The organism is Chitinophagales bacterium, assembly GCA_041392475.1.
Classification (GTDB): Bacteria; Bacteroidota; Bacteroidia; order Chitinophagales; family UBA2359; genus JAUHXA01.
The window spans coordinates 1715714-1730337 of the sequence record JAWKLZ010000002.1; the positions used below are offsets into that span (position 1 = coordinate 1715714).

At 39.9% G+C, this 14624-nt stretch carries 11 protein-coding genes; 5 read left to right on the plus strand and 6 right to left on the minus strand.

The genetic code is table 11. From position 1 onward, the window contains the following. Positions 1–3: 3 nt before the first annotated feature. On the plus strand, positions 4–870 hold the full coding sequence (locus R3E32_20255) for a GW dipeptide domain-containing protein (GenBank protein ID MEZ4887074.1): 867 nt from the start codon (positions 4–6) through the stop codon (positions 868–870). Between the two features lie 60 nt (positions 871–930). On the opposite strand, the gene R3E32_20260 is transcribed toward R3E32_20255, so the two are convergent. From R3E32_20260 to R3E32_20270, 3 genes are all read right to left on the minus strand, one after another. After that, the gene (locus tag R3E32_20260) at positions 931–1182 is read right to left on the minus strand and encodes a hypothetical protein (protein ID MEZ4887075.1); all 252 of its coding nucleotides are present in this window, start codon (positions 1180–1182) and stop codon (positions 931–933) included. Between the two features lie 268 nt (positions 1183–1450). After that, positions 1451–2227 carry a GTP cyclohydrolase I FolE gene (gene folE / locus R3E32_20265; protein MEZ4887076.1) on the minus strand — a complete coding sequence of 259 codons (777 nt, stop codon included), beginning with the start codon at positions 2225–2227 and terminating at the stop codon, positions 1451–1453. Between the two features lie 139 nt (positions 2228–2366). Next, on the minus strand, positions 2367–2879 hold the full coding sequence (locus R3E32_20270) for a hypothetical protein (GenBank protein MEZ4887077.1): 513 nt from the start codon (positions 2877–2879) through the stop codon (positions 2367–2369). A 433-nt stretch (positions 2880–3312) separates the two neighbouring features. On the opposite strand from R3E32_20270, the gene R3E32_20275 reads away from it, so the two are divergent. The 3 genes from R3E32_20275 to R3E32_20285 all read left to right on the plus strand — a co-directional run bounded on the left by R3E32_20275 (position 3313) and on the right by R3E32_20285 (position 6772). After that, positions 3313–5097, plus strand: coding sequence for a patatin-like phospholipase family protein (locus tag R3E32_20275; protein MEZ4887078.1), 1785 nt, complete (start codon positions 3313–3315; stop codon positions 5095–5097). A 23-nt stretch (positions 5098–5120) separates the two neighbouring features. Further along, a complete protein-coding gene (locus tag R3E32_20280; GenBank protein MEZ4887079.1) occupies positions 5121–6464 on the plus strand; it encodes an FAD-dependent oxidoreductase in 1344 nt (447 codons plus the stop codon). 176 nt (positions 6465–6640) lie between these two features. Continuing rightward, positions 6641–6772 (plus strand): hypothetical protein, encoded by a 132-nt coding sequence (locus R3E32_20285; GenBank protein ID MEZ4887080.1) that lies wholly within the window; start codon positions 6641–6643, stop codon positions 6770–6772. A 135-nt stretch (positions 6773–6907) separates the two neighbouring features. Here the strand turns inward: R3E32_20285 and ccsA are convergent, their stop codons facing one another. Together ccsA and hemA are read right to left on the minus strand one after the other, a co-directional pair. Further along, positions 6908–10033, minus strand: coding sequence for a cytochrome c biogenesis protein CcsA (ccsA, locus tag R3E32_20290; GenBank protein MEZ4887081.1), 3126 nt, complete (start codon positions 10031–10033; stop codon positions 6908–6910). A gap of 82 nt (positions 10034–10115) precedes the next feature. Beyond that, positions 10116–11360 carry a glutamyl-tRNA reductase gene (gene hemA / locus R3E32_20295; protein MEZ4887082.1) on the minus strand — a complete coding sequence of 415 codons (1245 nt, stop codon included), beginning with the start codon at positions 11358–11360 and terminating at the stop codon, positions 10116–10118. Between the two features lie 255 nt (positions 11361–11615). Here hemA and R3E32_20300 point away from each other — a divergent pair, with 255 nt between their 5' ends. Next, positions 11616–12716 (plus strand): ATP-binding protein, encoded by a 1101-nt coding sequence (locus R3E32_20300; protein MEZ4887083.1) that lies wholly within the window; start codon positions 11616–11618, stop codon positions 12714–12716. Positions 12717–13017: 301 nt separating this feature from the next. Here R3E32_20300 and R3E32_20305 read toward each other — a convergent pair whose 3' ends face one another. Beyond that, positions 13018–14598 carry a DUF1501 domain-containing protein gene (locus R3E32_20305; protein ID MEZ4887084.1) on the minus strand — a complete coding sequence of 527 codons (1581 nt, stop codon included), beginning with the start codon at positions 14596–14598 and terminating at the stop codon, positions 13018–13020. Positions 14599–14624: the final 26 nt, after the last annotated feature.

Below are 14624 nucleotides of genomic sequence, written 5' to 3' on the forward strand. Positions count from 1 at the left end.
CAGATGAAATACAATAGTTTGAGATTAATATTAATGGTTACAGTGATTGTAGGAACTGCAATAGGCTGCCAGAACCAACCAAAAGTAATCGCTCCAGCCAATAATGCCACAGAGATGAGCGGACAACAAAGCACAGGTATTTTTTCGGAAGAAGAAAATGAAGCGAACACAGAAACACTCACTACTTCTGCCGATAATACCACACCTTCATCTTCTATTGGTAATGACATGCACACGGTATTTGTGGAAGAAGTGTTGCCAACCTCCAAATATGTGTATCTAAATGTGAGAGAGGGAGAAGAAAAATTTTGGATTGCAACGCTAAAACAAGAGGTGCAAGTGGGCGAAACCTATTTTTACCGAGGTGGTTTGCTGAAAACCAATTTTGAAAGTAAAGAATACAACCGAATCTTTGACAAGGTGTATTTGGTATCGAAGATTGTGCCTGCAAATCATGGAGGTGGTCAAAGCAATATGGAAAAAGGAACGATTGAAACACATAGCGTTGAAGAGTCTTTACCAAATGAAAATCCAAGTACCAAAAACGCTGCAATTGAAAACTCCAATCGGAACATCACCAAAGAAGGTTCAACCAAAATTGCGGAAATCGTGGCGAACCCTGCAAAATACGACGGGAAAATGGTGCAAATCAGTGGTGAATGTGTGAAGGTTAACCCCAACATTATGGGCCGCAATTGGATTCACCTCAAGGATGGCAGCAAGGATGAGTACGATTTTGTGGTGACTTCGATTCTGCAAGTACAAGAGGGACAAGTGGTAACGATGAAGGGCACGCTGAACTTGAATAGGGATTTTGGAGCAGGGTATCGGTATGACTTGATAGTGGAGGATGGAACGGTAGTGGAGTAAGGGAGAGGGGAAATGGTTATGACAAGTCCTCAACCAGATTTGCAGTCATTTTTGTTGATGCTAAGAATCCTCTTTGTCAATCCACAACCTCAAATCCAAATAACTAAAAACCCTTTTTTCGGTAGGATTCTGAAAGAGTTCATCCAATTCGTTTTTAAAATTGGAGATGAGTTGTTGCTTTTCTGCCTTATCGCTGTGGTTCAATAACTTTGTGAGGAATCGAACCACAGCCTTTTCGGATGTCATATTGCAAGACTTCGGGTTAGACCTTCCTCTGCAATGCTCCCAAAGATGACCACTGGAGAGTTCCATTATTTATGGATTATAATAGCTGCTTTGTATGGCGAAATCACCTTCAAAGAAAGGGAAGTAGAGCAGTATAATTTCCCACAATATGAAATGATTCGAATGAATCTATATTTAAATATCAATAAATTATGAATTAAAATATTTTGTTGAGTGTTATGGGAGAACCTAGCACCACTCTGCTACACCTGTCCTTACCAATGCGATTTTTGCCACAACATGTCAGCAGATTCGTGCATTGCCTTTGCAAAAGCAGGCTTATGCTTTTGTGTGATTATTTGTTGTGAATAGACAGCAAAAATTCTCTACGGATAGCGGGATCGTTAAATTTTCCATAATATTTAGAACTTACAGTGCTACTGTTCACATCTCCAATCCCTCTTGTGATAACGCAGGCGTGGTCTGCTTCTAACATTACTGCTACATCGTCAGTTTCCAAGGCTGTGCGTAGTTCATTGGCGATTTGTATGGTCAATCGTTCTTGAACCTGAGGGCGTTTGGCGAAATACTGGACAATTCGGTTGATTTTGGACAAGCCTATTACTTTATTACCAGGGATGTAGGCAACGTGGGCTTTTCCGATAATGGGTACAAAATGATGTTCACAGTTGGAGTGAAAAGTAATGTTTCTTTCTACCAACATTTCATCGTATTCGTACTTGTTTTCAAAAAGTGTATAAGCAGGTTTATTCGCAGGATTCAAACCACTAAATATTTCCTTGACATACATTTTGGCTACTCTTCTTGGTGTCCCCTTCAAGCTGTCATCTGTCAAATCTAAGCCGAGGATATTCATGATACTTTCAAAGTGCTCCGCTATTTGAGCAATTTTATTGGTATCGTCTAATTCAAAGGCATCGATGCGTAATGGAGTGTTTAAAGAAGTGAAAAAATGGCTATCTCCTATCAAATCAGATTCGTCGTCTTCATTGGAGGAATGAGCACATTCGCATTTATGTTGCCCATTTAAAGCCTTCATTCCTTCGATATTCTTTCCATTTAGAGGTAGGTGCTTCCCATTTTCACTAATAATTGAATTGCTTGATTTCATCTGTTGTAGGTATTTTTTTAGAATGAAAAAAATATAAAAAGGTGGTTCAATTACCTTCAATATTAATTAAACGTACTTGTGTTAATTGCAGCAGTGTGTAGTTTTGTAAATACTGGTTTGAAGAAAATTACACAATATTCTATGTGTGAATGACAACTTCTCTTTTTTTATACCTACCAAAAATATCCAAGACCAGAAATATAAAACCTATGATAGTCAATGTATGTGCAATCCAAGGAACATAGATAGACGATTTAAAATAAAGATTCTGGGGAGGAATTATCGCAAAATAAGCTACGGTGAACAATAGAAAATAAATTCTATTTTGGATAAATAATTTGGGGTGAAAAAAAGACACAATTAGCGGTAGTCCCAAGTGTAGAAAAGCTGTAGGAAGTGCCACTCCTCCATCAAAATTATAGACAAAAGAGCAATTCCAAAAACAATATGCCAACATCCATGCAAAAGATATATCATACTCAAGGTCTCTATACTTGGAATCTTCATTGATAATAAAAGCACTGGGTCTTTTTAAGCTCAACATTACGCCCGCTCCTAATATCGCATTGAAGTAATCGGCATCAATAAAATCGAAAAATACGGCTTCAAAAATATTGACGAACAAAATGATATACGCAAGTTTTTGGACCAAAGGATACCACTTGGGTGTGGTTAGCTTAAACCATTGGAGGCAAAGTAAACCAATACATACGGATACGAGTTTGAGCGCAACAAATGTACTCATTGACTGGAAAGAATAACAAAGACCATAAATAATTATGCTTGACAAAGCAACAAAAAAGAACAAAAGCCCTATTTTGGGAGGAAGCACTCGCAATAAATGTGCTAATCCAACAAATAGTGCAGTTAAAACCAATAGCCACATTAAAATTGTCATAAGTGATTATTTATTTTTTTTCAAAAAAGCAATATAATCATTAATGCCTCAGAATCGATCTTTGTAAACAAAGGTTGTATTATTGTTTACAAAAACCTTGCAAAAGATATTAACTGGTGTATTTATTGTGATGTATTTTCTATTCACCTCACAGCATTCTACCATTTAGCTATTATTTTCATAAAATATGAATACTTTAGAAGTACTTAGAAACATTCCTTATTTCAAAAATTTATCTTTGGAAGCCTTTGAGGAATTACATCAAAAAGCAGACATTATCAACCTTCAATGTGGGAAATCCCTGCTCAGTCAAGGAGATACAGGAGACGACATCTATGTATTATTAGATGGAAGACTTAGAGCCATTAGGGAAAGCAAAGGAAGTAAGGTCATATTGGGAGAAATTAGCAGGGGTGAAATTGTAGGAGAAATGGCGACATTGTTGGGAGAAAAACGAAACGCTACGATTATTGCTATTCGAAATTCGGTATTACTAAAACTGAAGGGGGCGGATTTTACTGCCTTACTCCAACAACAACAAACATCTATTAATCAGCTGATTCGCACAGTGGTAGATCGTACCAAAAAAACATTTGTTCCCAAACAAAAAATCATTTCTGTTGCAGTCGTACCTCTAGCAGATAATCTAAATTTGGAGCATTTTCTACCTCAACTGACCCAAGAACTACAAAAATATGCCTCAACCAAACTTGTATCAGATGCCAGTTTGCAGAAGACGCATCCTGATATTTTCAAAGATGAAAATAGGGTTTCCTCTTTGCTGGCGAAATATGAAGATGAATATGATTTTTTGCTTTATCAAACAGATAGCACTTGGAATGATTGGACGAAACACTGCGTTTCTCGGGCAGATAAGATACTCATTGTCGCAAATAGCAAACAATCTCCAGAAATAGGTGAATTCGAAGCAGAACTCTTGCAAACACTCCAAAAAACGAATCAAGCCAGTTGGGAATTGATTTTATTGCACGACTCTAAAGCACAAAAACCCAAGGATACACGGTTTTGGTTAGAAAAACGAAATATAGCACGGCATTACCACATTGTACCCAATGACTTAAAAGACATTCAAAGATTGTCTAGGTTTTTAACAGGAAACACCATTGGAGTTGCCCTGAGCGGAGGGGGTTTTCGGGCAGTTTCACAAGCAGGCATTCTCCATGCAATCATGGAATCGGGCATACCCATCGACATTATTGGAGGAAGTTCGGGCGGTGCTTTTATTGGAGGAGGATATGCTTGTGTGGATAAGCCTGAAGATATTCCCCAAATAATCCAAAAAGGAGATGCCCTATTTAAGGATTCAAAAGTGCTTACTTTCCCAATTGTTTCCTTGTTTTCGGGCAAGCATTTTACGAATGGTATGAAGGGTTTTTTCAAGGATTTTAGGATAGAAGATCTTTGGATTGATTATTTCTGCATCTCATTGAGTCTCGTTTCAGGGAAACTAATAATTCATGAAGAAGGGCCCTTATGGAAAACCGTTAGAGCAAGCACCTCAGTTATGGGTATTCTCCCTCCTGTGATTGAAAATGGCGAGTGTTTGGTAGATGGAGGCTTAATTAACTCTTGTCCTACCAATATCTTGGTACAAAAAGGAGCAGGCAAGGTCATTGTTATCAATGCTTCTACCCAGAGTGGCATCAAGGTAGATAATGAATTCCCTCCCACTATATCGGGATGGAGTTTGTTAGCAAGAAAACTAAATCCTTTCAATAAAAAGAAAATCGGACCGACTATCCTCACCAATATCACACAGTCTATGTATATGGCTTCTAATCACTTGCAAGACAGGGTGTATGCAGACTCCAATATAGATTTGTTTATTGTTCCTCCAATAAGCGAGGCGGATTCTATGACACTGGATGCTAGCGTCCAATTATACGAGGAAGGCTATCAATATGGTTTGTCACAAGTAGATAATTGGAAGCAACAATTGAATCTTTCTTAAAAGTCAACTCTAAAATCAATAATATGGAACAATTTCCCTTTAGTGAAATCAGCACTTGGCTATCAGAACCTAAAGATTTATGTCCTTCCCTTCAATCGGATATCAGAACCGATGTGGTCATTGTGGGAGGAGGCTATACTGGACTTTACACAGCTATCGGGCTTCGTGAAGCAGGCATTAATGTTGTCGTATTGGAGCAAGATTTTGTGGGCGCAGGAGGCAGTGGCCGCAATTCGGGCTATGTAGATGGTTTGATAGGAAAAGATTACCCTTCCTTGTTGAAAATCTACAAAAAGGAAAGAGCGAGAGAACTCTGCAATTTTGCAAAAGAAGGGGTATTGAAGGTAGAGGATTTTATCAAAAAACACAAGATTCCCTGTGATTATGAACCCAATGGAAACATCATGGCTGCCGTACATCCCAAGCAAATCAAAAAGCTAAAAACTGTTGTGGCAGCAGGAGAAGGTTTGGGATTGGATTTTACCTTTCTGAGTCAGGAAGAAATGGAGGAAAGAGGAATGCCTCAAGCCTTTATAGCAGGTTTGTTCGATCCTGTGGGCGGTTTTTTGAATCCTGGATTGTTGGTCAGCCATTTGCGGAGAATTGCCTTGGAAAAGGGAGTACAATTGTATGAAAAAACAGCAGTATTGGAATTGAGAGACTCCAGCCCTGTGGTGGCTCGCTGCAAAGGAGGAACCGTCACGGCAGACCAAGCAGTATTGGCAACCAACGTCTATACCCATGCTTTGGGTTGGAAAAAACGATTGATGTCCCCTGTTTGTGCAGGTATGTTTGAAACAGAACCGCTCTCTGATGAACAAATGGCAGCCATTGGAGGATGGGAAGGTCGTGAAGGCATTTACACAGCACACGAACAATTGGAGAATTACCGATTGACTGCTAATAACTCGCTTATTGTAGGAGGTAAACACATTAAAATTCCCTTTGGCAATCATTTGACCAATACCTACATTCCAGAAGTATTTACAGCGATTGAAGGGATGTTCAGAGAGCGTTTTCCAGAATTGGTGGGTTTGAAAGTCAAAACTTTTTGGGGAGGTTGGATTGGTATTGCCATGGATTTTATGCCTGATTTGGGGAAAGTCGGCAAGCATCAAAACATTCACTATGGTCTCGGTTTTTCAGGACATGGCATTCCGCATACCTGCTTGATGGGAGAGTTGCTCACCGAACAAATTCAAGGAAAAGAACACCCCTTGGCGAAAGTTTTGAAAAGGCGTGTGCTTCCCGTTCCTCCAGAACCTTTCAAATGGCTGGGGACCAAAGCTATATCTGGAATATTGAGTGGCATAGATGGAGTGACAGACAAGCAAGTAAGAAAAATGAATCGCACGTCCATTCATTGATTTGAAAAATATCATCTTATTCCTTTTATGGCGATATTTCGCTAAAAATTATCCCCATTCGTAGCCCATGAATTAATTCATGGGCTACGAATGGGGTTTATAATCAAGCAGTTATTCTGCTTTTAAAAATAGTGTTTTATCACCCAAAAGGGAATATCACTATAAAATCGACAACAATGAAAGTTAAGGAGGTTTTAAGGCAATTCTGGAAAGAAAATGGATTTGAAGAAGATGGAGGTACGAACAATAAATTTGACAAATTTACCGCACTTGGGATTGACTTCAAGTTTCCCAACCTTAGTTCATAAGGCTATTTATTGCACAATGTGAATCACCTTATTCATGGATATGGCACGACTTGGAAAGAGGGGTTTAGAGCATCCGCTTGGGAGTTGGGCGCAGAAGAGGTCAATGATTGAGATATTGGAATTCGGCTTCAAAAATCACCCAATCCCCCCAACCTTCCTCTTCCTCCAAAAAGCCAATCCACTCACTATCATCACCCCAACAACCACCCAATACACCCATTGCGGAATCGGAACAGGGTCGCCTGCCGCATAAGAGTGCAAACCAGAAAGGTAATAATTCACCCCGTAGTAGGTCATAATCACCGAAGCCCAACCAAAAATCGTTGCCAAATTGTAGGCATACAAGCCCGTCATTTTCGGGATGATACGCATGTGCAGAATAAAGGCATAAACCAAAATCACCACCAAAGCCCAAGTTTCTTTTGCATCCCAACCCCAATATCTACCCCAAGATTCATTCGCCCAAACACCCCCCAAATACGTACCAATACTGACCATAAACAATCCGCCAATCAAGGTCATTTCGCTGATATAAGACATTTCCCTCACGATGCGGAGAATGTTCTTTTTGTTGGTTTCGGTCAAGAAAATCATCAGAATCAAGTTGATTAGTCCAATAATCGCCCCCAACATCAAAAAGCCATAACTCCCAGCCTCCAAAGACACGTGAATCGTCAGCCAATACGACTTCAATACAGGCACTAGTGGGGTGATTTCGGGATCGAGGTAACTCAACATCGCCACCAACAAAATCACCGAGGCCAAAATCATCGTAGCCGCCAAAGCCCCAAAAGACTTTCGGGCGAATATCAAACCCGCCAAAGTAGAAGTCCAAGCTATGTAAATCATCGACTCATAACCATTGCTCCACGGCGCACGCTCCGACACATACCAACGAATCGCCAAACCCAATGTGTGGAATGCAAAACCCACAACTACCAACCCAAACAAGACCTTATAGACCTTGTCCATGTCGATTTCGGGCTTGAAAACAGACAAAAATAAGAAGAACAAAAACGCCAAACCCAACAGCAAATCATACACTGCCAAGCGGTCAAAAGGATTCATTTGGTTCAGTAAGATTTCAGATTTGATTTGAAGCGCAGAAGGCATCACCTCCGCCCCTTTCGACTTTTGGTAGCTATCCAGTTCTGTTATCAGTTGATTCACAAAACCGTAGTCATTATTTGCAGCCGCTTCTTGAAGACCGGGAATATAGGCAGCAAAAAATTTCTTTGCCACAGGAGAGTCCATTGTTTGTTGCCCATGATCCACCATTGCAGAAACCCATGTATTGTTTGGGTCATTTGGCACAGGAATAATTTTCAGCAAACGACCCGAAAAAACCATCCCTGCAATGTTTACCCTTTCGTCCAATTTCATCAACTCCTTTTCATACACCCCCCTATCTATGGGCTGCAAATTATAGGCCCTTCGAATCTCGTCCTTGAATTTGTAGCCTCCTGTTTCTTCAAAAAAATCACTGTATGCAGCCGTTTTGCCCATCACGCCGAGTTGTTCTTGGATTTTTTCGTGTTTCCCCAACTTTATCATCGGCACTTTGTACCAATCCTTATTATTCGACAACATTCCCAATACAATCTGATCGGCCGACAATCCATACAAACTCTCTTTCCCCGTCAATTTTCGCATCACCTCCCTCGACAAGGTATGCACAGGTTTCATCCTTCCCTTGTGGTCTTGTACCACCAATTTGCTGAATTGTTGGGCATGGGCCGCAGCCACTGTTTGCTGAATTGCAGCAGGGTCAATATTTTTTTGAGCCGATAAACCATTGGAAACAAACAACAAAGAGAGCAATACCATTGCAGCAGCAGCATTTTGTGGGTGCATTTTTTGCAGCTTCTGACGCACTTGATACAGCCTCGTTTTCTTGCTAAAAAAAGACATTACCATGCCCAAGGTCAATAAAAAATAGCCCAAATAGGAAATCCAAGTTCCCCAAAAATCGTGGTTTACACTCAAATAAGTGCCTTGTTCGTCCTTGTCAAAAGAAGACTGAAAAAATCGGTAGCCATCATGGTCTAAAATGTGGTTCATATAAATGCGGTGATTTTCCTTCAAATTAGTTCGGTCATCTATCAACTGCACCTCGCTTGCATAGGACGCGGCACTCTCTGTTCCTGGGTATTTCTCTAAAATAAAGTCGTATAGTTTGATTGCAAAAGGCAGTTTTACCTCTTTCGCTCCATACGAAACCGCCATGCTTACCCCATTGATGCTCGTCACCGTAGGATTTCCAGGCAGCCCTTTTTTGCCATACACATAGATTTCATCTGGCTTTCCATTCACCTTCACTTCCATCAACAAGGCGGTCATGCTTTCCCCTTTCACCTTCGGGCTTTCCGAAATAAGTTCTACCGTAGCTTGTGGGTGAAAATCTCCAAATACAAAATTGTTTACACCATCTGAATACAAAGAACGCAACATCAATATATTGTAATTTCCAGAAGGGTAAATTGTGTCCTTTTTTTGCGTTGCCATCACCGTTTGCTGCAATACACGATCCGCCTGAATCAGCAAGGAGTCATTTCGATAAGCCAAATTGATAGCATCGGTTATAGGAGGCTCATTGAAGTTGTACAGCACATTTCGTATTTTTTTAACTTCACCTTGACGCACAAAATACTCCTCTCTACCCGATAGTCCCGCTATAACAATCTTCAAAGTAGGCTTTCCTTCCGTATTTTCCTTCAATACCTGTTTGGGATTTGGAAGAAAGTCCTTTACCTCCGCTTCAATCAAATCACTGCCTATCAAATAGGATTCCTTCCAATTGTTGTTGCCCAAAGTCGCAAACAACACAGGTTCGTCAAACTCGTATTTGTTGCCTTTTTGCAGCACTTCAAATTTGAGGTAGGTATCCGCCGAAAGAAAGGTATTAGAAGCATCGTTTTCTCGAATGTGCATAATTCCTTCAAAACCAAAATACCTTGTCACTCCTGCTCCCAACAATATGACAATCATCGAAAGGTGAAACATCAGGATTGTCCACTTTTTTTGCTGTATCATCCTAAAGCGGAAAATATTGACGACTATCGAAATCCCAAACAAGACCAATAGCAACTCAAACCATCGAGATTTGAAGATGACTTTTTGGGCTGAGCTTGTTCCAAAATCGTTTTCCACAAAAGTCGCAATGCCTATTGCAGCCGCAAATAGCAGCATGTACAAGCCTGCTGCTCGGGTATTGAAAAGCGGAGAAAGTATCTTTTTTAGTTTAGCGGGGAAATTGTTCATTGGGAATACGGGGGTTAGTTTATACGCAAATTCGCCGACATCTGAAAGATTCGGCGATATTTAAAGACTACAATCGTTGACATTAATTTTCACGCTGCAAGAAAATTTCCTTAGCAGCGATTATCGGAATACTGATATATTTTTTTTCCAAATAGTTCACAATCAAGTCTAAAGTAGTGCGAGAAGCTTCATCCATTTGCTCAATTTCTTTCTGAAATACAGACTCCATTGCTCGCTTTTTAATGGCTTTGACCTTATGCGGAATGATGGAAGCCATTGCTTTTTCAATCTTTCGATTTTGAAGCATTGCAGTAAATTCCTCTGCTCGTTTAGATACAATCATTTCAGCCTTAGCGACTTCATTTTTTCTCAATTCAAGGTTTTGACCAGCCAAAAAACGCAGTTTTTCTACTTCAATATACTGCAAAGGAAACTGTCGAACAACATCAGGATGAATGTCATTAGGCACTGCCAAATCAATTACTATTTTAGGCTGCCCATCTCCTGCAAGTAAAGATTGGTACAGATTGGGTGTAATGATTGCATCTGTTGAGCCAGTACAACTAATCAGCACATCAAAACCCTCTCGGTACTCCTTCAATTGCTCCAAAGAATAGGCTTGTCCTCCTACTTTATGCGCCAATGCTTGGGCATTTTTGAAGGTGCGGTTGAAGATATGGAAGTTGTGATAGCCGTATTTGCGAAGGATTTTCAGGGCAGTGCTATTTGTTGTTCCTGCTCCAACAATCAAAAAGCGAGTATTTTTGGGGAGGTGATTTTTCAATAAGGCTTTCATTGCCAAAGCCACTACCGACACAGAATTTTCGCCAATTTTCGTATTTGTATATATCTCTTTGGCCACAGGAATAGCCATTTTTATCGCTAAGCGAATATGGTCGTCTGTGAGTTGGTGTTTTTTGCAAAAATCGTAGGCTTCTCTCAATTGTCGGGTGATTTCTCGTTCTCCCACCACAAGTGAATCCAAAGAAGCTGCAATCGAAAACAAATGCTGAATACCTGCAATGCCCTCATAGCGAGCAATGACATCCAATAAGCCTCCCAAACATACTTCGGGTATATCGGGGTGTAAGCGGGAGAAAAAATCTATGATAAAAAGGTCGTCCACCTCTTGTTCGGTGACAAAAAGGAAGGTCAGGCGATTGCAGGTAGCCAAATACAACAATTCGTCTATATTCAAAGCAGTTTTGACCTCCTTCAATATCTTCGCCAAAGCATCCTTATCATGGTTTGCAGTAGGAATGTATTGACCAATATGGTTGATATTGGCAGTCTTGTGTGTGATAGTTATCAGCTTGAATGTATTCACTCGGTATCGTCTTTGTTTGTGACAAAGGTATCAGAAATAACATTCAGTTGCCAACCAAAGTAGGTGAAAATCTTACGGCTTCAAAATGTATTTTTTACATTAAAAATAGATTGTTTATTCCTTGATTCCAACTCCGAAAGACATTCAGCATTTTCTATCCTGTTTTTATAAACAGAGCATAGTTTAAATTTTTTAATGCGACAAGATTTGGTATGTTTTTTGACATGACATTACTATTATACAAAAATACGTTTCATGGAAAATTCAAATGCACACACATTGGAAATAAATCCTATATCTAAAACGCTTAAAAGGACACAGAAAGAGTTCAAAGCTATTTTTGACCAATCCAATGATGGAATTATCATTGTTAGAGAAGGTGTATTTACAGACTGCAATCTTCGGATTTGTGAAATGTTCGGTTATCCAAAAGAACAATTCCTGCAAAACACTCCTCTTGATTTATCGCCAGAATATCAGCCATCTGGTAAAAAATCCTTAGATGGCATTGGTGCAAAAATTCAAGCTGCAATGGCAGGTGAAGTGCAAGAATTTTATTGGAAACATAAGAATAACAAAGGCGAACTTTTTGATACTGATGTAACCGTATGTCGTTTTAATATTGATGAAGATATTTATTTGCAAATCATTGTCAGAGATACTACTGAACTTAGACGTACCAAAGAAACGCTGGATAAACAAGTAAAAGAATTGGAGCGGTACATGGCTTCTAACAACGAACTCAAGCAGTTCGCCCTCGCTGCTGCACATGATCTAAAAGAACCTCTACGCAGCATTGGAAGTTTCACCAGTTTGTTGGAGAGACAATACCGTGATAAAATGGATGATGCTTCAAAAGAATACATGGATTTTATCACAAAAGGAGTTGCTACGATGACCCAACTCATTCAGGATTTATTGGATTATAGTAAATCCACTGCTTCTCAAGAAGGAAATTTTAAGTCTATTGACGTTAAAAACGCATTGGAGCTGATTGTCTTCCACAATCTTAAATCACAAGTTGAAGAAAGTCAAGCTAAAATCCATTTTGAAGATTTACCTGCAACGGTTACAGGCATTCCTGCAAAAATCACCCAGTTGTTTCAAAATCTCATAACCAATGCGATGAAATTTCGGGCAAAGGACACACCTTGTGACATTACCATAAAGGCCAAAGAGGTAGGAGATGTTTATCTCTTTGATATTTCGGACAATGGTATTGGCATTGCACAAGATGATTTGAACCGCATTTTTGAAGTATTTACCCGATTGCACTCCAAACAAGAATATGAAGGTTCTGGTATTGGTTTGGCTACTTGCAAGAAAATCGTACAACAACACGGTGGCAAAATATAGGCTACTTCTCAATTTGGAGAAGGCTCTACCTTTTCATTTACCTTGCCGAAGTAGCGCAAACTAAAGGCAACTTATAATCAAAACTGGTTTATAGTAAACAACGGATGCTTTTTTGAATAAAAAGCATCCGTTGTTTTTTTTTGAAAAAATGCTACAGGTATTTGAATAAAAATAAACATATAAAATAAATAAACATTTGGTTGCGAAAACATTGTATGTTCGATACTGTTTTGGTTAAATCATTAACACTTAATAATCTAAAATCTTTCGTCTTTAATCTTTTGTCTAAAGTCTAATAATACTACTTCACACAATAAATCATCTTCACCCTCTGCTCACCATTTCCCTGCAATCTGCAATAGTACGTACCATTATGCAAACCCTTTGAAGACAAAGTTAGCTCATGGTCGCCTGCTGCAAAAAACTCACTGGTAAGCACTTTTTCCAGTTGCCCCATTGCATTGAAGAGGCTGACAGTCACAACGCCTGCCTTTGCAGTGCTGAACACAATCGTTGTATTTGAAGTAAAAGGATTGGGATAGTTGTTATGGAATTGAATCGTAGAAGTGCCACTGACATAATCAGGGTTGTCAATCGCTGTTGCAGTAGATTTGAGGATGGGAATGTATTGAAAATCTTCAAACAAAATACTTTTCACCTCATCTTCGGTAATGCCAAACCAATCCATGAGAATCGAACCATAGACCGAGCGAAAATCAAACTGCATCGGCACACTGTCTTTCACATCTATTTCAGCAGGAATTTCGGGATTGTCACCAAAAACCTGCGAGTTGACCTGCGTACCAAACACCATCATGGGAGCTGCCGCCCCGTGATCTGTTCCAAAACTGCCATTGGATTGAATACGGCGACCAAATTCCGAAAAAGTCATCCCGACAACCCTATCCTCCAAGTCCATGCGCTTCAAATCATCTTGAAAAGCTGCAATGGCATCCGACAATAACCACAGCAAATCTGCATGAACGCCAACAGTTGTATCTTCTTCTTCAACTTGCGAAGCGTGTGTATCAAAACCTCCCAAATTGACCACATACACTTTGGTCTGCAAACCGCCCGAAATCAACTGAGCCACAATCTTCAATTGCTGTGCCAGTCGGTTTTCGTCTAAATACAAAGGCGAAAGGTTGGAGCCATTTTCGGCAGCTTGTTGGATGGTTTCGAGGTATTGATTGGTTTGAAGCATGGTCAATCGAAGGAATTCCAATTCGTGGCCATAAGGTGTGTCAGGTATTTCGCCTCCACCTTCTGTCAATAGTTGATTGAATTCTTCTAAAGTTTTGATTGCCATACTGAAATTGGCAACTGGACCTTGGCACGTATTCGATACAATCGAACCAATGCTAATCGCCAATGGATCAGGTGTGGTTTCGTTGGGATAATCGCTAGGATAGTTGGGATGGTTTAGATTGAAGTAGCGACCCAACCAACCTGTCGCCAAAAATTGATCGGCAGCAGACCCAGTTGTCCAGATATCGGTTGCCCGAAAGTGCGAAAAGTTGGGGTTGGGGTAGCCTACACTTTGCACAACTGCCAACTTTTCTTCTTCATAGAGTTGATGGAAACCTTCCATAATGGGATGCAAACCAGTTTCGTTGGTGAGTTTATAGACTTCGTTTTCGGGTAGCGCAATGTTTCCACGAGCTGCCATGAGATTGCTGTATTGGTCGAGGGGAATGACCATGTTCAATCCGTCATTTCCGCCATTGAGTTGTATGAGAATGAGAATTTTATCGTTATCTGCATTTTTTAGAATGGCCTCTAAAATAGGACTGCTCAATGCACTTACTGCCTGTCCGTTGAGGAATAGAGGCGTAGCAACAGCAGTAGTTATGGTATTTTTAAGGAATTGTCTGCGTTTCATTGTATAGATAGAATTGAGATTTTGAA